We start from the raw sequence: 22401 nt of genomic DNA, 5'->3' as shown, positions 1-22401 counted from the left end.
GATACACCTATCCGGGAACCTGCGTTTCCTGTCATAAAAAGCGACGCCGGACGGATAGCAGATGCATGTTTTCGTCAAGCACCGCGTACTACGCTTTATCACGGAGCTTCGTGAATACTTCGCGCCACTCGAGAATTGCACGGATTATTAATGAAATGCGCTTCGCCGAGCCCCGGCCGCCGTCGGCGTGCGCTGGCTTGCGCCTCGGAGCCTGCGCGAATGGATAAGGCGACAGCTCGCAGGCCGATCGGACGCTTGGTTTTTCGACCGGTTACGGCGTACAGGAGCGGTACGACGCGGATCTCACGCCGACCGCTCGAGCACGGCCACGAACCCGGTTCCCTGCGCAAACAATACTTGCTTCAGCGTCAAATCCGGATGTTCGTCAATCAGCTGATTGACCCGGTCCTCAAGCGCCACCAACGTCACGCCCGTGACAAATTGGTACTTCACTTTCTTCTGACGGTCCGTTTCGGCGGAGTCGCGGGCGGGGTGCTCCACCTTCCCCTCCCGGATTTGCACTGTCGGCTTACGCGCAGTCATGGCAGCCTCCCTCATGAACGTCGAAAGACGAACCCGGCCGCACGGTCTCGCAACAACGTTCGATGACTTCGTAACGGCACAGCACGAAAACCCGCTCCAGCCCGCAAATGCGATCGGCAAAGTTCAACGTCATCGTATGGCCCGGATGGCAGTTGTCGAGCGGAGCGATGCGAAGCTCTCCGCTGCCGTGATACAGCCCCGGCCAATCGACGCTGCTCCTGCATTCGATTTCGAACTCGTCCGGCGAACATTCGCTGTCCGGGTGGTCGACGGTCACTTCGACGAGGTGGCTGCCGCGCTTCACTTCATGCGCGCAAGGGCACGCGTCGATGTGCGGACATTCCTGCTCGCAGCAATGACTGCTGTCGAAGAGCACGGCCACCTTGGTGACTTTGATCGACGGATCACCTGGCAAGTACGGAAACAGCCTCCTTGAGACAGGAAGCGTCATGACGCCTCCCGGATGCGCGTCATCGACGCTGCGCCTCCGCACGCCGTCCTGCATCGCGCTGCGCGAGCGACGCAGCTGCTCCCACACATCGGGAAAGTCGCGATGCACGTCGAGATAGATCCATCCATTGCCGGGCAGCCTTTCCCGAATGGCCGCGCGAGCCGCATCGCGCAATGCCGTGCCGCCTTCGCGCGACGTATAGTTCAGGTGCAGTACCGTGTCGGCCAACGTATCGAGATCGAAGTAGTTGCTCTCCTGCGGCAGTTCGATGCGCCAGCAGCTGACGGCGCCGGCATATTCGAATGGCAAATGCCGATCGTCGTGGAAATTCAGTTCGAACAACCCCGCATCGTTGCGGCCGCTCGACGTCGCAATCGCTTCGCGCGCACCATACAGCTTCACGCCGCGTGGATCGCAGCATCCCGCCTCGTAATGCTCGTGCAAGGGATGACGGCAGCCGCAGGCACCCTTCGGCTTGTCATTGCAGCAATGCGTCACGGGGCAGGGCAGACACGGGTCGATACGCGTCCAGCTATGCAGGAGCGTCAGCTTGCAATGCACGCCCGTATAGGGTCCGGTTACACACGGTATCGTCACGCTGACACTTTTGAGGCGCCGCATATACTGCCCCGGATAGTCCATGTCGAACATCCACTCGGGTATTTCGATTTCGCAGTAGCCGGTCAATCTGAGTTGCAGGAACTGCAATGGAAAATGCAACGCGAGCGACACGTGCTTCGTGAGTTCGTACTCGCGCTGATGGCATTGCAGATATTCCTTTTCCATCCGGTCGAGCGCGAGTTGCAGCTTGTCTCCCGCGAGCAAGCCCTCTTGCAGGCCGTTCCAGCTTTCGCACGGCAGGAAATTGCGACCGGTAAAACCGAGCTCGAAATTGAACGCCCGTTGTGCCTGCCGCACGACATGCTGCGCCAGCTCGTACATTTGCCAGTACATGGCCATGCCTTCCTTCTGCAGGTATAGCCATAGCTCGTGACTCGTAAACTTGTCGCGCAAGAGGTTCAGCCTTTCGCGCGATTGCTCGAGCGACTGCTGGTGCAGATTCAATTCGAGCAAGGTCTCGTGGGCCTTTCTCTCCGCGGCGAGGATCTGGATCTCCATCTGTTCGATTTCCAGATCAAGGACCTCGACCTGATGCACCCACTCGTCAAGCCTGCGCTGCCAGCCTGCTTGCGTCAGATCGAGCTGCGCATTGAGGCCGGCGATCTCGCCGATCTCGTTTGTAATGCGAGCGATCGTCTTGAACATACCGGCGAGCTTGGTGCCGAGCGGAAGCCAGGTTTCTTCGCACGGGAAGCCGACGAAGAGGTCTGGAATCAGCTCCATTGCCTCCGCCACGGCCTCGATATCGGTTGCCGTGGTGCGCAGCCCGATCTCGTTGTTCATATTGTCCTGATAGTCGAGCTCACCATTGATCAGGCCGACATCGATCAGTCGCTTGGTGTACCGGCGGTTCGTCTGCTGCACCTCCTTGCCCTTGCGCAGCGCCTGCACCTGCCAGTCCGCCTCGCGCCATTGCTGCTGCCGGATATCGACCGTCATGTCGGCCAGCTCTGTCTCGTGCCGCGCGTGCATCTGCGCCAGATACTCGCCGTCGCCGCGTTCGAATGCACCCAGGAGCGCCGTGCCCATTTCGCGCAGGTGCCCCACGCTTTCTCGTGCTTTCTGCATCAACACGACGAAGCGATACTGCGTGAGCGGGTGACACCAGGCGTCATCCTCGCAACAAACGGGTTCGTCGCACGGCCGGTGGGATGCCGGATCGCAGCAGCATGGATCCTGCCCCCAGTACGGCGAGCCGCACGCACCCGCCACATCCGGGTTGCGCAGCCGCTTGTCGCTCAGGCAACGATGCACGAGCGAAAGGCCGTCCCGAACATGGCAATACAACTGCATCAGCCGCGGATTGAGCGGCGGGTTCAATGGCACGAACGTCGCGACGGTCTGCTTGTGCGGCCTTGACGGATTGTGCACGGTCGGTGGACAGGGACCGAGAATGGCCGAAGCGGTGTCGAGAATCAGCCGGGCCTCTTGCGCCGACTCGCGCGAGTTCTTCCGCATCAGCGCGCGCGCCCACTCGACGAGCGTTTCGGCATAAGCGAGCACGATCGCACGATCGCGAGCAGTCTGTGCCGAGATGTTCGTGCTATCGCAGCACATGTCGAGCGGCGCACGTCCAGGGCCAGGCACATCCACGCCGTCGGTCGAGGACCCATGCGTCGCCGACGGCTGCTCCGCCACCGCAACGTCGGCCGGTTGCCCGGCCACATCGACCGTTCCCAGGGTGCCGCCGCCCGGCCGGTTGCCCGTGCTGCAATGCACCCACATATTGTCGGATTGCAGAGGATTGCGCACGAGCTCGTACCACTTCAGTGCCGGTTCGAAATGACAATGGCAGCGCAGCGCATCGGCAATTTCGATCGACGGGCTGAACATCGATTCGACGAAAAGCCGCTCGCCGGGCTCGACGAAAACAAAATACGGGTAGGCCGGCAACCCGGCGGGGCAGGAACTCGCGACGGGCGTCGGATCCGCCACGAGCGGCAGCGTCACGCACCTATCCACGGCCATGTCGTAGCGGAAGCCCGGGGCGTCCGTGCCGTTGTAACCGACGGGCGTGGGCGCAATACCGCCGGTCACTGCGAAAGTCAGCGAGTCGTCCAGCCTCCCGACGTAGGTCAGGTCAGGCGTCGCGCCGGTAGACAGCTTGACCAGTCCAGCGGAATGGCGCGGCTGCTTGAATTCGCCGTTATGCACTCGGCACCACGCAAGCCGCACGGCCGATTCCGGCTTCCAGTCGAGAAGCGTCGGGATCTGCTGCGGGTCGTGCCAGTAAAGGGAGATCTGTTCCGACGGGTCGTAATACTCGTCCTGGAACGGCTCGTCGAATGTCTGCGCCGGCACGAGCCAGAAATAGTATTCGTCGACGAGTGGCGGATGCGCGCAGCCACATTCGGTGCAGCAACCCGGTTCGGCATGAAAGTCGCTCGGAACGAACGCCGCCGCGGCAGGCGGCACGCCACCGGCGGCAACGCGGATGAAGCGCACGCCAAGACGGATGGCCGCCTCGATCCAGAACGGCGGCTTGTCGGACGCGGCTGCGGGTGACGCGCTCGAGGCCGACGTCGCGACGACCGCGCCCGCGGCACGCGTGTCCGCGACGCGGGCGATGGTGGGCGATGAGGGACTGTTCGAGCCTTGGGGTGTCCCTTGAGGCGTACCGGAGTCAGGCGCGAGCCACGAGGGCCGGGCATCGCGCTCGGGTGTCCCCAGCACGCCGAGCCCTTCCCTCGGCGGCGTCAGCAAGCGCAGCGAGGAAGGCGTGCGCTGCTGCAGCAGTTCGACCGCCGGATGCGCTGGCGGCAGCGACGCCGCCCAGTATTCCAGGCCGCCGGGTGCGGCCAACGTCAGCGTCGAGTGGCGCAATTGATCTTCGAGGAACTGGAATGCTTCGATTCTGCGCGCCTTTCTCAGCTCGTCCCACGCGATCCAGTTCTCTCGGTAGAGCGTCCTGCAGCGGCAGCTCTCCCAGACCCTGTAGCTGGCAAACACGTTCTTCCACAGACTCAGGAACGACGGTCCGATCGCCCAGTCCTCCAACCCCAGCCGCGCGCGCTGCACGAACGTCTGCACCGCCGTGATGCCTTCTTCGATCCGGCTGGCCCTTTCGCAGAAGCCGGCTTCGACGTCGATGAGGAGGAGGGCGCTCAACGCTTCAGGCGACTTCGCGTAGCCACCCCACGGCAGCGGTACCCGATTCATTCCGCACAGATACGCGAGCAAATGCGCGCGTGCATGCACGCGCAGGCAATCGTTGATCTTTTGCAGATCGTCGTAGCGGCGCAGATCGGGTTCGTCGGGCTCGATCATCGCGTTTTCGAAAAGCCGCACCAGATTGACATTGCCGGTTTGCGCTTCACCGGGCACCAGCGCGCCCGGGTCGTCCGACGCCCATAAGTCCGGCCGCGCGAGACGAATGTCGTTCGGCGGGCAACGTTCGACAAGTTCATCGATCCAGTGATCGGCATGCCAGACCCTGACGGCCCATCGATCGTCCTTCAGGTCGTCGCTGTCGATCTTGTAGACGGGGGTCGTCTGCGTCGAGAAATACGACAGCACGCAGGGCGCGTGATCCAGGTCGACGTCGAGATGGCGCAGCAGTTGAGCCGGGTTGTCGGGCTGCTTCTCAGCCGCTTCTTCGAACAACAGCCAGACGGGTCTTGCGCGCGCCCACGCCGTCTTTCCGCTCTCGTCTTCCCTTTCGTCCGTGGACCCGCGCATTCGCGAGTAATCGAACATCCGCTCCCACCAATCGAACAGCGCCTGCCTGCGCTGGCTGCTCGGAAGGGTGCGTTGATCCTGACTCGCTGCCGGTGGTTGATAGTAGTCGAGGAGTGGCAGCAGGTTCATGTCGAAATTGGCGGCGTGCCTGACAAAACCCGGATTGCGGTAATAGCTGACGCCCGCGAACAAGTCCGCATGCGCGAACATATAACCCAGCTCGGACTGCCCGAACGGCTTCGCCGGATGGCCCGTGAGCGCGAAACGATGCGCGAAAAGCAGCGCCTTGAACGCGCGTTGGTAAGTACGACGTATGTCGCGCAGTGTACTCGTGTATCTCAGGTACAGGTACTCGGCAACGCTGCTGCCCTTCGGAAAGCTCATTTTGCCGATGAGCTGTTCGTCCTTGCTCGTGCAAAAGAGCTTGTCGAGCGGCAGCACCACGAGCTGCCCGTGCGTATCGGCGCCCGAATACCTGACTTCGAAGCCGGTATGCAACGGACGCACATCGTCTTCGCCCGCAAACTGCGGTTCGTTCTGGAAAAATTCGACTTCGAGGTTGTATGCGCCCGACTTCAAATTCAGTGTCGAACCGCTTTCGCCGGGTTCATCTTTCCAATGATGTGACAGCACCGCCCACGTCTTCTGCCCGCGGCTCAAGGTGACTCGCCAGCGGCGCTCCGGATTGCACTCGCGCTCGTCTTCGCCGTTCTCCTTGCCTGCGTTCCCGCGCGGTACGTCGGCTTCGAAGTGGTAGCGGCCTTCCTCGTCGACCATCAGAACGCCACGCCACTTGATATGAAAGCCGGCGGCACCACCGAGCTCGGTGCCGCGGCGGTTCTGAATCGCGAAACCGTTGCGCACGCCGAAGAGCTTCAGTTGCTCGGGAGAAAGGCTCAACTCGAGCGCCGGCAGGATCGTAGGCAATGGCGCGTTCTTCTCGTTCTTCTCCGTATCGAACGCCCGCATGTTCGCGCGGAGCTCGCGCCAGACGAGCTCACCGCCGCTGGTGTGGAACTCGCCCATCAATCCTGTTCCGACGAGTCCTAGCAGCGCCGCAAACGCCCCGCCAGACGGCAACGGCTTCCACATGACATCGGGTATCGCACCCGAATCGCTTTCCCACGAAGTCAAACCGCGGTTCTCGTCGCCGAAGAGGTGCCGCAGAATCAGCCATGCCGTTTGCGTTTCGTGCGGCAACGGCGCGTCGGTGCAACCGCATAGCGACGCGCTCGCGACGGCACTGACATGGCCGACCAGATGCGCGGCAATCACGTGGCAGCGCTTGACCATCAGTGCAAACCGCTCGCGAAACCAGTGCCAGCGCCTTTCTTCGTCGTGCTCGGCAATCAGATTTTGTTCCGCCGCTGCGAAGTCGGGGAACAACATCGCAAACGGCGCGAGATCGACGCGCGGCATCGCAAGCAGGTTCTGCACGGCGTGTTGCTCGTCCAGCGTGAGGTCGCGGACGTGCACGAGCTTTTCGATCACGGCGCGATCGCTCAGCGGAAGCTGCGTGTAGAGCTCGTTGGTCGCCGCATCGAATCTGAACGGACCTTCCGCCGGCGTATTCCACATGTCGGGCGATGCCGTCGTCAACGGCGTGCGGTATTGCCGATCCGTCGCCCCAACGGCAACACCGGCGCGCTCCAGCGTGCGGGGGAAGAAGTGCTTGCCGAGCGACGTCAGGTAGTCGGTGCCGCCGGGCGGCACGGCATAACCGAACTCCATCTTCAATGCGCTTTCGATCCGGTGCCAAGTCCAGTCATGAATCTCGCTTTCGTCAACGGCGACTGCCAGCAGCTTCTTGCGCAACGCATCCAGGCTGTGGCCCTGCGCACCTTCTTCGTTACGCGCGTGGGTCTGTCGCGATTCTTCCTCGGGCAGATCGAAGGGATGGTCGAGCGATTCGTTGGCATCCTGCAGCGGGAACGGATCGTCGCCGTCAAGATGCGGCTCTACCGAAAACAAGTACAGCAGTTCGCCGATGCCGAAACGCGAGGCGGTGATTTTCGCGAGGACTTCGGCAAACCGCAGCGTATGGGTCGGGACGGCATGCCAACTGTCCTTCGCGACGGTCGTCGAGAATCCGGCCAGTGCCGACAGTGAATCGAGGTTTTCGACCAGCAGCTTGATGAAATGGGGCGGCCGTTTCGGGCAATGGTCGATGCGTGTCTGGGAATAGCGCATGACTCGATCGACCAGCTGGCGCACAGCCCAATTCCACTTCGCCGCCGGTGGGGCCGCCGCCCATAGCGCGAGCAGATGCGTCCGGTCCGCGCCATGTGCACCTTTCGGTGCCGTGCCATCGGTCAGACGCAAGCTGAACTGGTCGCGCAGAATCTGGAACGATGCCAGTTGACGGATGAAATCGGGGTTGATACTGCCGCCGATGAAAAGCTGAAGCACCTCGCAGATATCGCAAAGCTCGGTGAACGTGTAGCGCGCTCCGCATACGGCCCCAAGCTTGCGCCACAGTCGCAGATATACCGCGAGAAACCTCAACGCATCGAGAGGATTCTTGGGGTCCTGGAAAACGATCCGGTAATGCTCGGGGCAGCAAGGCTCGCAAACGGGCAGCAATCCCGAGTTCTCGCCTCCACTCGTCGCATCCATGCCGGCGGGCGTGTTGGTATCGCGCTGCCTTTGCTGCTGCACAACGGCGAACCGGAAGCAGTTCGACTTTTGCAGCTCGACGAGTTCGCAATAAGTCAGGCCCGTGCGCTTCAGGAATTCAGGCAACCGCAGTACGACGTCGACCCAATTGAAGCCCCCCGGGTTCGCTACGGGAAAGCCATACAACTCATACAGCACCAGTTGGCCCGGCGTCGGTACGAGCGCAATGTCGTGGGTGAACAGCAGCGCATACTCTTCGGGATTGATGCCGAGATACTCGATGCCGATATCGATCTTTACCGGGTATCGCCACAAATGGCTTTGAAACGTCGGCGCAACGACTGTCGGGTCGAGTGCGAATTCGGCGATCTCCTTTCTGAAGCCGCGCATCGCCGCAAAACGGCACGATGAAAGCGCGTCGAGGTACGCACGGTTGACGTCGAGAGGCTGCGAATACGGTAGCGCGGGTGACGAAAAATCGGCTTTCAGCGCGTCATACGCCGCGCGGTTTGCAACCGGCGTGGCCGGCGAATTGAATTCGGACAACGCGCGAAACACACTGGCTGGCGGTTGGCATTTGTCCGTATTCTCGACCACGTCGGCGCACTCGTCCGCGGAGCACAGCTTGTGATCGTTCAGGTGATGTTCGGCCGTGTTGTAGACGCTGCCGGAAGCCGGTGGCGCGACCAGGTTTTCGAGTTGCTCGATGACGATGTCGACGAGCGGCAGCGGCGTCATTGCGTTTGCCGCGCTCGCGTCCAGCAAGCCTGGGTCGCTGCGGCGGGCGGCCATTGCCTCTTCGAGCGTCGGCCTGCCTTGATCGGGCGGCGCAGCGGGCGTCGCGCAGGTCGAATTCTCCGAAAGCCGCAGCAGTTCATGCAAATACTCGACCGTGCCCGTGGGCGACAGGTAGCACGGCGGCACGCAGTTCTCCAATCCGCCGGGGTTCACCGGCTGGAACGGGCCGGGTGGCGGCGGCGCGGGAGGATTGACGCCGCCTGCCGCGCTCCAGATTGCATTGGCCTGATCGAACGCGACGGTCCCGCGCATCGCATCGGCAAAATCCGCCTGGTTCAGCCGGTTGATGTCCATCGCGCTGGTGAAGCCGCGCGCATACAACGCTTCGGCGATGGAAAACGCCAAGCTCGGCACGGGCGGCATCACATTCGATGCAACGCCGGCCAGTTGACACAAGGCATTCAACACCGTGACGCGCTGAACGAGCCACGCCTGCGCCGATGGGTCGCCGGGCAACGCCGTCTGCGCGGCAGCGGTCGCGTTTGCATCCACGAGCGCGCCCGCGCCGAAGGAAAAAGTGCCGCCTACCAGCGCCTGATAAGCGCTGACCCAGTCGGCAATGACGTCGGCCGTGGGCAAATCGAGTACCGGTGCGGCGGGCGCGGCGGCGGACGGCAGTGTCGCGATCCCGAAACCGACCGCGAAGAATTTCTGGACGCGGCGAATGAATGCCGCCACGCGCGCTTGAGCCGTTCCCGGCGCAGTGAAGGGCGGCAGCAGCACGATGTTGGGCGGCGTGCCAAACAGATTGTTCCAATCCGTGACCGACATCAGCGACAGTTGGCCCACGCTCGTCACGGGAATGGCACGAATCGCAGCAATCAACGGCTGGTGGTCGTTCGTCACCGCCGCGAGGTCGAGCGAGAGATAGGCGTTCGGCTGCGCGGCGATTTCCGGTGTCCAGAACCCGACGGTATCGTCGCCAGGGTGATAGTCGCGCCAGTTGGCGGCAGACGGATACGCAAGCCAATCATTGACGAGCGGCGTGAGCGTGGCATCGACTTCGCAGTGCGGCGCGGTCGCGTCGTATTGCACGCCGGGCACGAGTGCCGCAATCCGCCGAGCCGCCTGTGCCGGATTGACGGCAAGCGAATCGCTGATCGTGCCGGCATCGACTGCCGACGTCAGCGCAGGCAGCGTACGTTCCTCGTTGTCGCGGCATGCGAGTTGATATCGCTGCTTCGCCGGCATCTGCATGGGCAGCATGACGCCGAGCGCATAGAAATACTCGGCAGGCACCTTGAATGCGGGCGCAAGGGTACCGCCGCCGCTTTGGACCAGCACGACATCGGCGCTGCTGATCGTTGTGGTTGGACTCGGTACACCGGGGTTGACCGGAAAGACCAACAACGCCATCTCGGCGTCGATGCTCATCTTTTCACAGGCCATCGCGCAACCGAGTGCAAACGTGTAGCGGGCCAGCCGATCGACGTTGGCGTTATGCGTCGCGTAATAGCTGTTCAGGTTGCCTTCGAACTGCTGCCGGTTCTGTTCGAGCTGGTTGCCGATCGTGCCGTCGTTCGGGGGATTGGTATATAACGCGCCCAGATCGTCGAACCCGGTCGTACCGCTCGCAGGCGCCGCCGGTAGCGGATCTTGCGGGCCCCAGATGATTTCATTGGCGATATGCGTCGCCTGGACGGGCGTGATGTCGGTGATGGCGGGCACCGGCCCCTGATCCGCGGCCAACACCGTTTGCACGGCGGTTTTGAGCGATTCGAAATCGGGCGCCTGCCCCTGGCTCAAGTCGATTTGGGCGAGACCGGGCGACAGCGGGCGAGGGAGCGGCAGATAGATCCCGACCTCGCTGGCCGGAATGGCGGGATACGTTGCCGGCGCGGGCAACGCGCCGACGGTCACGACGTTGACGTCATAGTAGACGAGTTTGCTCGCGATCTTCGCGCCACCGCGGCTGATTTCGAGCCGGACGTCGGGCGTCACGTATTCCTTGTATCCGGCGGGCAGCGTGATCGGGATCACCGCCGTTGCTTCGGATTCGGCGTAAATCGTGAGCGGCAGCGGTGGAATCGGCGGCGTGTAATGCTGGACGATGGTCGTGCCCGGGTCGGGGATCGGTGGCGCGGCCGGTGCCACGAATGCGGCATCACCGATATGCTGGCCCACGTTGGGATCGCCGACGCTCAGATCGAAGGCCGAGATTTTCAGGCCGGTCAGAAAATCGCTGAAACGCGTGCCACCGATGGGTGTGTCCGGGTGGAGCCGGATCACGAGTATTTGCGGCATGGTCTATCTCCTCGGCACAAATCGAGCTGTCGCCCGGCGTTTTGTTTCGTTGAAGTCGACGTTGCTCAGCAGTAGCGGCTCACATGCCTTGACCTTCCCGGCGCCGCATCAAGGCGGGGACTTGCTTGTTTGTCGCGTCACGACATTCAAATATTTCCCTTTCAGCTCTTCTGTTTTGATCGAGTTTCCCTGTTGCGTAAATCGATGCCATCTAATGGCGCTATAGCGCAACGGCGTCGAGCTTCGCTGGTCCTTGCCGTATGATGTGACACCCTTGCTGCCGAAGACTTCGAGGCCAGTCATTTTTGCGAGCCGATAAGCGAAGGTGTCCTCGATCGGTCCGGTCCACGTGGACCCGGGATGCGAACCTTCTTTACCGCCAGCAGTTCTGCACCCTGCCAGGACAATCGTCGCGGCCTCATCGAACACGATCTTCTTCTCGTCGATCAATTTTTTCAGGTCCGACAGTTTGGCCCCGCGCGTGGCGTCGAGCGGGGTGCCGGGGGCCGGCTTGTCGGTGTACAGACCGGCGCCAGCCCCTTCACCGCCCACGCCAAAGGGCGTGCCATGGTGCACGATCACGAGTTCCTTGATCGTTCCAGCGTTCTGGAGCGCCTCGAGCAACGCTTTGCCGGAATCGACTTTCACGACGTCATAACCTGCGGCTTTCAGCGCCTTCTCAGACGCTTCAAACTCATTTTGCGACTTATGATAGGCACTCCATTTCTTCTGGTTTGCCTTGTATTCTTTCAAATCTTGATCGTATTTCTTTTTTTCCGCTTCATACTTTTTCATGCCTTCCGAGAATTTTTTATCGGCTTTACTCTTGTCCTTCTCGTATTCCGCCTTCTCTTTATCTGAAGCATTCTTTCCGGGAGCTTTGACCTTCGTCTTATCAGGCTTGACGGGCTTCTCGGGTTTGGGGAGTTCCGTTCCAGCCGGCCTGGTTTCGTTGTGCATGACGATGGCGAGTTTCTTGCCGCTCTGGCCGTCAGGATCGACGAAGCCCGCCGGATTGTCGAAGCAGTATTGGTAGAGGTTGGGACCTTCCTCCTCGCCGGCCGGATCGCAGGCCGTCCATCGCCCGAGCCACGGCGCGTAGTACCTCGTCCCGTGGTAATACAACCCGCTCTCCTCATCCCGCTCCTTCCCCGTGTACCGATACCGCTTCGCCGTCTCCATCTGGCTGCGCACCGCCTGATAAGTCGAGCTGCCGTAGGGCGCGTATTCCTCGTAAGAGATGATTTGCGCCTGCTCGTCCAGTTCCACGCAACTCGACCCAAGGTGATTGCCGAACTGGTAGCGGATGAGTTGTCGTGGCGCCGGGTCGTCGCCCGCCGTGTCGAGCGTGCGCGTCTCCACCAACGCAATGCGCTGCTTGTCGTCCATCACGTGCAGCGTCGTGCGCTCCAGCTTGGCGGAGTAGGTACCGATGGAGCCGCCGTGCCTGCGGAAGATCTCGAAGCCGCCGAGGTAGATGCGCTCCTCGGTGAGACCCGGCGCCTTCGCCCACACCTTGCGCACGCGCTGGCCTGAGGCGTCATGCACGTAGCAGGCCGTGCCGCCCCCTCCCAGATCGGCCTGCCGCAACTGGTCCTTGTAGTCCCAGTGCATATTCGGCCCGGGCAGGCCACCGCCCAGGTGCGGCATGCGCAGCATGTTGCCGTGGGCATCGTGCATGTAACTTTCCGGCTGCGGCGTGGTGCCTGCCGGGTTCAGCGTCGTGCGGGTCAGGCGGTTGCCGGCCTTGAGCAGCGCACCGCCGTTACCGTCTTCGATCAGGCTCGGATCGAGGTAGTCGTACGCGCGCGTCCAGCCCGCATGTGCCGGACCGCTGCCGCGATGCTGCATCTGCAGGAAGTTGCCGACGGCGTCGTATACGTAGCGCTCGATGTACGTACCCATGGCGTTGCCGTCGTTGGGGGCGAAGCGCCCAGCCGCGTCGGCGCTGACCAGGCCCACGCGGCCGGCGTCATTGGGCGAATGGGCGATGGGCGTGCCGCCCCGGCCCAGGTGTTCGCGGCCAGTGGCCTGGATCAGCCGGTACAGGGCGTCATAGACGTAGTCGTTGCTCGGTTCGACGCGCTTGTTCCTGAAGTAGATCGTCTGCTGCGCGTCGTCCTGGATGTGGGTGATGTTGCCGACCGGGTCGTAGGTGTAGTGCAGCTTCTGCAATTGCTTGCCCGGCCAGCCGGCAACGGGCGGCCGCGGATCGTCGGCGGGGAAGTCCGCCGCCTTGCGCCTGGTCAGCAGTCGATCAAGTCGGAAGGTGAGCGGGTCGTAGCGATAGAAGGTGCTGGCGCCGTTCTTGTAGTCGATGCGCAGGCGCTGGCCTTTGGCGTCGTAGTCGATGTTGGCGACGCCGACCGGCGATGGGGCTTCGTTGGCGGTGTCCAGCAGCTCGACGGGTTCTGCCGCGCGCTCCAGCCACACGTCCACCCGTTCCAGCAGGTTGGCCTCGTTGAACACCGGCTGGATGACGTTGAACTGGCCGCGTCCCAGACTGCTGTGCGGCGGGATGGACTGGACCGGGCGTTCAAGTGCGTCGTAGCGGGTGCTGCTCTCGAAGCATTCATCGTCCAGCCTGGGATTCAGCAGCCAGTTGGGGATGGCGATGTAATCGCTGACCAGTTGCCGCGTGCTGCGCAGCAGGTTGCCCTTGAAGTCGAAAGCCTCGGTCGGGTTGCCTGTGGCATCGAGCCGCGCGTTGATTGCCACGCCCGCGGAATCTGAGTGCCGATAGATGCGGGTGCGCAGGTTGAGCACTTCGGCGTTCGGCAGTGTCTCGCCGTACTCGATCTTGTCGACCAGGATGTCGAGGTCGAGCGTACGTGGGTCGGACTCGCTGGTCGTGCCGTGCACGGTTTGTTCGGTCGGGCGGCGCAGCGCGTCGTAGCGGGTGGTGAAGCCATGGCCGCGGCTGTCCCAGGCGCGGATGGGTTTGCCGGTCACGTCGTTGAGCATCCAGCGTGCGCCGGCCTCCATGCCGAGCTGGTGGATGCGGTGGCTCAGCATGTCGAAGGCGTAGCGCACGACGATGCGGCCGAGCGCGTCGCCGGCCTGCTGGATGGCATCGCGCACGGCGCGCTGGTTGCCTTCGATGTCGAGCTCGATGCGGGTGGCGAAACTTTCTTCGCTGCCGTCGAGGTCATGGCCGGGGCAAACGACGCGGTTGCGCGCCACGGTCAGGAAGGGGCGGCCCAGCACATCGAAATGGGCGGTGGCAGGTGTGTCGGCATGCGCTTCGGCGCGCAGGGCGGCGTTGCGTTCGTCCACGCCCATGGCACCGCCCATTCGCTGCGCGCGCCAGGTCTGCCAAGTGGCCGGTTGGGTCCTGAAGTATTCGGCGACGTAGCCGTCAATGTCGGCGTCGGTGCGCGGGTCGCCGGTCTGCGCGTTGCGCGGCGCGCACGTGTCGTTGACGTCGTAGGTGGTCTGCTGCCACGGGTCGAACACCACCTTCTCATAGGTGTGGTTCGGGTGCAGCGTGGCGACGACGCGCTCGGCCGGGTCGTAGAACAGCACCGGGCTGACGCCGATGCTGACCGCGAACTCGAAGCGGTGGGTGTCGGTAAAGAAGGGCTCGAACTCGCGAACCGGCTTGCCCTTGTTGTTGAAAATCGTCCAGCCACTGCCGACCCAGCGCGGGCTCGCGTCATCCGGTGTCGTCACGGGCTGACCATCCGCGCCGATGACGATCCTGCCGGTCGTGTCGCGCTGGGGCACCGGACCGGGTTCGGCCTGGATCTTCTTCTGGATCTCGCGGCCGAAACCGTCGGAGTACGAAAAGCTGAGCTGGATCTTCAGGCCCTGCGGTGGCAGCGGCGCGCTGACATGCGTTTCGCGCGCGAGCGTGGCGGCACAGGCCGGCTGCCACTTGTCCGGATGGTCGGGGTTGGCCTGGCGAGTACGGCGGAAGCGGTTCAGGTCGTAGACGATGCGCGTGGTCGCATCTTTCAGTAGCCCCACAGCGGCGGCATGCGGATCGTCCGCATCGAAGAAGCCGTCGAGCCGAGCTTGCGTGAGGTCTGCAACGAAGCCGGCGAGCGTGTCGCCTTCCACCGGCGCGGGCAGCGGTTTGCCCATGACCGCGGTGCCCACCACCATGCCCAGCGTATCGAACGCGACTTCGGTCCGGTTCCGGTTCGGGTCGCCGACCAGACGCGGCTGCAGCACGCGATAGTCGTTGGCGTGGACGGTCACGCGGTTGCCAAGGGCATCGCGGGTCTCCGTCATCAGCAGGTCGTGGGCGTCGAAGTCGACGAAGGCGTGCTGGCCGAACGGGTCGCGGTAGCGGCGCGACACGAAGAAGTGGTGCCGGGCCTGCGCCAGTTCGGCAGAGGCGCTGTCGGCGGGATTCGCGCTGTAGAAGGATTGCCCCGAGGGCACCCACCAGCGATCATCCGCATCGCTCGCCGGAAAGCGGCCATCCGCCTTGAGAATCCGGCTTCGCAGGTAACCGCCCCGGTTGCCGGCCTGGCCACCCAGCACCGCGTCGGGATCTGGAAGCAGAGGCTCGTCGGCCTGCCCCTGGCGTGGACGCTGGAAGACCTGGTCGAGCAAGCCGTCAGTGAAGGCGAGCTTGTAGCTTTCGCCGGGCAAGGCGCGCGGTTGCAGCTCACCAAGCGGGAGGAGGTCGCAAAGGTCGTCGCGCCGATAAAGCGTGCGTAGCGCTTCGACGGGGCGACGGCGCAGGCTCCCGGCGGCAGTGGCCTCGTAACCGACTTCCGGGGCCGAGAACTTGTGACGCAGGCGGCCGGGAGCGGCGGGATCGGGCTCGACGAAATCGGAGGCCCGATAGCGACCGGCCGGGCCCGTGGCCGTGTAGCCCGTCAGCTCGAAAGTCGTCGCCTCGCAGGACAACGGATTGCGATGGGCGTCGGACGATCCGATCGCGTTGGTGACGCGGTTCTCCGTATAGGTGAGCAGCGCCGTTGTCTGGCGGTCGCGATCCCATTGCGTCCACAGCGACGAGAGCCGGCGCCCGTAGCCGATTGCGGCCTGCTTGAGTACGTTGCCGAAGTCATCGACTTCCAGGGTCAGCGTGTGCTGGATGCGCGGATCTGCCGGATTGCGCTCGTAGTGATAACTCAGTGCCTCGTTCACGTGGCTGAAAAAGACCGCGTGGAGGTTCGCGCCGCGTTTCTGCAGGGCGCGGATGGTGAAATTCTGCTCGGTGACGGTATAGGGCGTGCGGGCGCGCTGGATCTGCTGCGGCGTCGCGCCCGGGTGATCCGCGTCGTCGGCATAGACCTCCTGGCGCAGCATGGCGCCTTTGAGGGCACGGCAAGCCTCGCGCGCTTCGTCCGGCGTCAGGTCCGCCGGGACAGTGGAGTCATCGAGCAAGAGCGGCCGCGCGGTTTCGACGGTCAGTCCCGGCTCACGGAAATACTCGCTTTCGAAGTGGCGCGAGAGGCGTTCCCAACCGAGGTAGACGCCCGTGTGGAACCAGGTCCTGGTGTGCACGGGCGGCACATGCGATGCAGCGGCGACGTTATCTGCCGGGACGCTGCCGTCGGCGACGGCTGCGAACTGTTCCGTGTCCCATTGCTCCACCATGCCGAAGCCGCGGAACTCGCGCTCCTCGCCGTCGAAATAGCCATGGTGGTAGGCGTAGCGGCTGGTGAAGCGGTTACGGCTGATGTGGTCGTAGGTTTCCACGCGCTCGACCACGTGCACCGGGAAGGGCAGCCGGGTGATCCACGGTTTGCCGTCGCGCTTGTCCTGCAGGTAGAACCTGGTCGAGGGGGCGTAAGCGACGCGCGTTTCCGCGCCAAGGTTGTTGACGGTCCTGACCAGCAGATGGGCTTTGAGGCCCCCCATCAGGTTGACATAGCGCATCGGCCGGCGCGCATCACCCGGCAACGGGGAGGACCAGACCAGGCAGGCGGTGCCGTTGCCGAGCAGGTCGGTCGGGACGATGCTTGCGAGGTCATCGATGCGTGGAAACACCTTCAGCGTGTGCGGCTGGCTCCAGCCGTTGCCGGACTGGTTGAAGTACAGGCGCACGCCGTCGCGGTGGAGATAGATGAGGTCGGTGGTGCCGCTGCCGTCGATGTCGGCCAGGTGGATACGCGCATGGTCGAACTGGTCCGGGTTGTCGAAACAGGGCGCGTTGTCCATCGTGACCTTGGCGCCGAAACGGCCATAACCCAGGTTGGGCCAGTAGCAGGTTTCGCCGTTGCGAATGCGGCAGATGTCGGTGAGGCCGTCGCCGGAGAGGTCGGCCAGGTAGATGGACTCGGTACCATCGGAGAAGACGACGCGCGGGCCTCTTTCCTCGTCCAGTTCCTGTGCAACGCGGCGGGCGGGACCGAAGCCCTCGTCGGCGAGTGACGCATGCCAGACGAAGGCGTCGTCTTCGGTGATGAGCACGTCGGCGCGGCCATCGCCGTCCAGATCGACGAATTTGAGGTTCGGGTCGCGCGGGTCGAGGTTCACGCGCGAGGTGAACGGGCGGAAGGGCTGCCAGCCCTCTGCGTCGTCATGCTCGTACGAGCCGGGGACGGGATCGTCCATGACAACGACGTCGAGCTGGCCGTCGCCCGCGAGATCCATGAAGTCCGCCCCGCTGCTCAGGGCCACATCGGGCTTGAGCGCGACGTTTTCGAGCGGCGCGAACGCCGCCGTGCTGGTCAGCGGGCTCAGGTTGCGCTTGTAAAACCAGGCATCGGCCTGCTCGGTGAGGATGCCGGGGATCCCTTCGCCATGCAGATCAGTCCATCGGTAGGCGCTGCCGTTTACGCCAACGGGGAGATTGTCGAGACTCGACGGATCGACTTCCTCGACGGTCTCCTGCACGGTGGGCTTGCTGTATTCGAACTGTACCGGAGGCAGGCTGCGACTGTCGTAGCCGCCATTGTCGCGGCGGTAGCCGGTCTGCGCGACGGCTTCCAGAAAAGTGTAGACGGGATTGAGGGCATCGGTGGGGTTGACTTCGTCCGGGTAAGTGAAGTCGGTCGAGCGCACGAGGCAATTCCGCTCGACGCCGACTTCGCCTGGAAAATGGTGGAACATCAGGACGCGCTGGCAGAGCCGATAGGTGCGCACCTCAAACCCTGCGCGGTAGGACGAGAACGGATCCGGTCGTGAGGGCCAGGGCTCGGCGTCGTGGGGGGCCGGCGCTTTGGCGTCGTGTTCGCCGTAGTCGAAGACAACCTCGAAGTGCCACGCATCGCTGCCGTCAGGCGCGTGGGCGTCGGGAGGTTCCGGCCAGGCCGCGTCGGCCTTCAATTCCGGAAAGTAGGGCGAGCGATTGCCGTAACGAATGCGCTTCAGATAACGCTGCGCTGAACGGGACCGATGGGTGCGGTTACGTTCGCGGGCCCTGGGCAGGTTGGTCCCGGCCGAATCCTCGAAAACTTTTGCCGAGTCCTCCGCCTTGTAGCCGTAAACGGCGACGTTGCCCTTGTCATCATTGCTTTGGCAGATCAGCCAACTGAAGATGCGGCTTGGGTCTGCCGGATCCGCAATACGGCTATCGGCCGTCTTCCCGTACCAGGCGGTGACGTTGTCATGCGTGATGGACCGCCAGAACACCTCGGTCGCGTCGGTCGTGTTTGTCCATCGCTCGATGTGCGCAAACAGGCCCTCGATGCGCGGTCGGTAGCGACGGATACGGAAGATCCGGCCATTTACCGTTCTGGGTGGCAGCGCTTCCCGCACCCAATTGCCGGCGGCATCCTGCACCAGGACAGGCACCAGGTCTTCCGCGCCAGAAACGATGAAAACGTCCGAATCGACCGTGTCGCAATACTGCGGCAACCCCTTGTCGGTCTTGCGCGTGACCGACGGCAGGGAAAGACTCCAGCCGAAGCCGAACGGGCCATTCCCGGCGCCGGAGTCGTACGAGAGTGATAGTTGAGGACCGAAACCGGAACGGCCCGGGCTGGTAGCGATCGGCACCGTCATCGATCCCGTCCCGGTCACCGGATTGGCGGCGAATTTCTCGCCGATACCGCGAATGGCACCGCCGCCTTTGGGAAGCGTTAGCGCAGGCGCGCTGACACCGGGTGGGGCGGCCGCCGCATGCTCGTCGTCTTCACGTCTTCGCTGAAGATTGGCCAAGATCCCACCCTTTCAGTCGTCTCCGTTTTGATGGCGCCAAGGCCATCGACTTCAACGATACGTGCGCCCTGCTTATGACCTTTCAAAAGCAGATATGCAACGGAAAGTGCTCGAGGAATGTTGTCCATTTATAGGCGAGGAATACCGCTTCTAGCAAGGAGCCGGCACTCGCAATCCGGGTGGGTGAAACCGCGACATGAAAGATTTACCTGTGTGTCATGATTTTTCTTTCCGCCGCATTATCGAATGTGCCGGGCGACTCGATATCGCGATGGCGTGAACGCACGCTACCGTGCCTGGATCCGTTCGCGAATCCAGCGCAGACGCTCGCGCGGATAGGGCCCGTAACAGCTCTCGTCGACGAACAGCGCCTGCGCGATCCCGGGCAGGCGCTTGTGCAGCGCTTTTTCGAACCAGCCGATGGCGAGGTCGGCACGCCCCATGCCGAGCGCGACGTCGCCCAGCACGCAGCATGCCTCGGCAAGCGCGGGATCGAGGCGATACGCGACCATCGCATAGCGGCGGGACGCCTCGAGGTCGTGCATCAACAGCGCGCAGGTGGCGGCACCCAGCATGGCGGTGTAGCGGCCCGCCTGGAACTCCGCTTGCCGCCAATAGCGCAGATAGAGGGGAATGGCCTCGGCATGGCGCTTTGCGAGCCTCAGGGCGCGCGCATGATAGAACACTGCCCGCAAATCGTCGGGATCGTCGCGCAATGCCACCGCGCAAAGACGCAGATCGCGCTCGACCGCCGATTCCTTGCCCGTCTTGTCCGGCTGGTTGGTGAGCGTGGCGCAGTCCGTCCGGCACGTCGGCTCCCGCAGCGCGATCCATTCGTGCACGCGCCCGTGCCACGTCGACCACGGCTGCTTCCGGAACACTCTCGGCACATACCAGCGCGTGCCGCCCGACAGGATCACCAGTTCGATCGCCTGCAAATCGCGCCGGCGGATCAGGCGCCGCCACTCGGCGCGATCGCGTATCGCCAGCACCTCGTCCGCATCGATCGACAGGACCCAGCCATCGGGCACCATCGCCAGCGCCGCATTGCGCGCTGCGGCAAAGTCGATCAATCTGCCGCGCGCGTCCGCGAGCGTCGGCATCACCTGCACCCGGGCGCCGAATTGCCGCGCGAGATCGACGGTCCCGTCGGTGGAGCCGCTATCGACGACGCAGCATGCATCGACCCACGGCATCAAGGACGTCAGGCATCTCGCCAATACGCTCGCTTCGTTGTGGACGATCAGGCAGGCGGTCAGCATTGCTTGAGTTATGCGAAATAACGGAACTTCAATTTATATCTCCTATAATCGTTCCACGCAGTCATCACGCAACGATTACCGTGATATTGCGGCGCGTCGTGTGTTGACGGGGGTTCCCTTCACATCGTCATGGAAAGGAGCAGACGTGGCAACCACAAAGAAATCCAATAAAGTTTCCGCCGTTAAATCCACCAAGCCCGCCGCCAAGCGCGGCAAAAAGGCACTGACCATTTCCATCGATCTCGACGCGCTCGAACAGCTCTACAAGCGGCGCTATGAAATCACGCTGGATGGCGGCGACACGAAAGGCGGATCGATCCGGCGCGCCGAAGGTGACACGAAAGGCGGCATCATCATCCGGCCCGCCGAGCGACGCACCAGGACAGCCGCGAAAAAGCCCGCCGCGAAGAAACGCGCGACGAAAGCCAAGGCCTGACCCACCGCGCGCGCAAGCAGACCTTGTCGATGCAAGGCGCGGCGGCGTTAACCGACGCGGGCTGTGCCGCACTGCGTGAGCGTGCGCGGGACGCCGCGCCGATCGACCACGGACAGACCGACTGGTGTCTCGACCCGCGCGACGAACGCATCGCCTGGGGCGCGACATCGCCGGACGACGATGACGACGACCTCGACGTCTCGCGTGACGAGCAAGATGCGCTGATCATCCGGCGCGGGTTGCATGCGCGTCGTCCGCTTTATTTCCGCATCGGGCGCGACAGCATCGAATGGGATCAGGATCCGCAGCGGCTGGTCCGGACGCTCGGCATCAAGTGCGAACTCGATGTCGGCTCGCTGCTGCATCTGCTGTGGCGAGGCCGGCCGCGGGCGGCGCATGCACTTCTGCAAGGCATCCAGTCGCTGCAGGTCGGCGAGGCGCTGATATGCGAGCCGGGTGCGCCGCCCGTCGTCCGGCGTTTCGCCTGGCCCCTTCAAGCCGCTTCGGTATCGCACGATGCGTCCTGCCTTCAGGAAGAGGCGCTGTCGCGCCTTCGGGCGTCCGTCGATCACGTCGCCGACGCGGCGCGCGACATCGCCCTGTTCCTCTCCGGCGGCGTCGACTCGGGATTGCTGGCCGCGCTCCTGCGCGAGCGCCACGCCGTCACCGGCTATACGATCGCCTTCGACGACGACTACGGTCTCAACGAAACCGACTACGCGGCCACCGTGGCGCGCATCACCGGCATCCGCCACCGGATCGTCCACCTCGACGTCGACCACGCGCGGCAACTGCTGGACCGCATCCTGGACGCTCCGTTTCCGCTCACGGCGCCCGCCGCCGTGACCCATGCCGCCCTGATCGAGGCGACCGTCGCGGACGGACACGCCATCGCGGTCTCCGGCCTGGGCGCGGACGAATGTTTCGGTGGCTACCACAAGCCCCTGACGTGTCTCGCAGCCCAGATGCATCATCAGCGCCGGCTCGGCGTCGACCTTCCCGGCTTGTACGACCTGCCGGCCGCGCGTCTGCTGGGTCTCGACGACGTGCTGTTCCTCGGCATCGCGGAATTCTTTTCCGTCGACGAGATGCGGCGTCTGAACCGGGATCCGCAGGCCGTCGACGCGTTGCTCGCGGATGACGTCGCGTTCTATCGGCAGTTGCTCGCGGTCAAGCCCAAAGCGCTGCCGACGGAGGCGATGTCCGCGCACGAGTATGTGTTCCGGATCGGCGAGCTGCTGCTGCCGGCGCTCGCCGACAATGCGCTCATGCACGGCGCCCGCCTCGATTTCCCGTTCCTGCGTCAGGATGTCTACGGCTGGGCGTCGGCGATCGATCCCGGCCTGAGCTATTGGTACGAGGCGGATGCATGGTGGGCCAAGCGCCTGCTGCGTCAGGTCGCCGGTCGTTACCTGCCGCCGGAGATCGTGATGCGCAAGCGGCAAATCCTGCTCGCACCGATCGCGCATTGGCTGCTGGACTCACGGTTTCGCAAGCGGGTCATCGATGAGGTCGCCGATTCCGACCTGTGGAGAATCGCGCCGCTGACCACGCGATTCCGGACCGCTCTGTTGTCGAGGCTGCGCGCTTATGACCATGTCGAAGACGACGGCCGGTGGCACGAACAGCTATGGGTGATCCTGGTTCTGTGTAGCTGGATCAATCGCCATTCTGCGTCGAGGTAG

At 63.5% G+C, this 22401-nt stretch carries 6 protein-coding genes; 2 read left to right on the top strand and 4 right to left on the bottom strand.

Translation table 11 applies throughout. The features are described 5' to 3' along the window. Window positions 1-303: 303 nt before the first annotated feature. The 4 genes from ACN22W_RS33625 to ACN22W_RS33610 all read right to left on the bottom strand — a co-directional run bounded on the left by ACN22W_RS33625 (window position 304) and on the right by ACN22W_RS33610 (window position 20280). Window positions 304-543 carry a hypothetical protein gene (locus ACN22W_RS33625; RefSeq protein WP_193102731.1) on the bottom strand — a complete coding sequence of 80 codons (240 nt, stop codon included), beginning with the start codon at window positions 541-543 and terminating at the stop codon, window positions 304-306. Continuing rightward, window positions 530-10951 (bottom strand): neuraminidase-like domain-containing protein, encoded by a 10422-nt coding sequence (locus tag ACN22W_RS33620; protein ID WP_419690390.1) that lies wholly within the window; start codon window positions 10949-10951, stop codon window positions 530-532. The genes ACN22W_RS33625 and ACN22W_RS33620 overlap by 14 nt, the downstream gene beginning before the upstream one ends. Before the next feature lie 108 nt (window positions 10952-11059). Continuing rightward, entirely contained in the window at window positions 11060-19018 is a 7959-nt protein-coding gene (locus tag ACN22W_RS33615) for a SpvB/TcaC N-terminal domain-containing protein (RefSeq protein WP_419690389.1), read from the bottom strand. Between the two features lie 287 nt (window positions 19019-19305). Further along, window positions 19306-20280 (bottom strand): glycosyltransferase, encoded by a 975-nt coding sequence (locus ACN22W_RS33610; protein ID WP_419690388.1) that lies wholly within the window; start codon window positions 20278-20280, stop codon window positions 19306-19308. A 145-nt stretch (window positions 20281-20425) separates the two neighbouring features. On the opposite strand from ACN22W_RS33610, the gene ACN22W_RS33605 reads away from it, so the two are divergent. Both ACN22W_RS33605 and ACN22W_RS33600 read left to right on the top strand, forming a co-directional pair. Then, window positions 20426-20716 (top strand): hypothetical protein, encoded by a 291-nt coding sequence (locus ACN22W_RS33605; protein ID WP_048244900.1) that lies wholly within the window; start codon window positions 20426-20428, stop codon window positions 20714-20716. Between the two features lie 29 nt (window positions 20717-20745). Beyond that, entirely contained in the window at window positions 20746-22401 is a 1656-nt protein-coding gene (locus ACN22W_RS33600; protein WP_419690387.1) for a DUF7411 family protein, read from the top strand.

The sequence above is a fragment of the Burkholderia theae genome (assembly GCF_048565265.1).
GTDB lineage: Bacteria > Pseudomonadota > Gammaproteobacteria > Burkholderiales > Burkholderiaceae > Burkholderia > Burkholderia theae.
The sequence above is the reverse complement of the archived record's forward strand: the minus strand, read 5'-3'. Positions and strand labels throughout refer to the sequence as shown.

Coding starts and splice junctions, on each gene's coding strand:
- ACN22W_RS33625 (WP_193102731.1), bottom strand. CDS start 543: ATGACTGCGCGTAAGCCGACAGTGCAAATCCGGGAGGGGAAGGTGGAG.
- ACN22W_RS33620 (WP_419690390.1), bottom strand. CDS start 10,951: ATGCCGCAAATACTCGTGATCCGGCTCCACCCGGACACACCCATCGGT.
- ACN22W_RS33610 (WP_419690388.1), bottom strand. CDS start 20,280: ATGCTGACCGCCTGCCTGATCGTCCACAACGAAGCGAGCGTATTGGCG.
- ACN22W_RS33600 (WP_419690387.1), top strand. CDS start 20,746: ATGCAAGGCGCGGCGGCGTTAACCGACGCGGGCTGTGCCGCACTGCGT.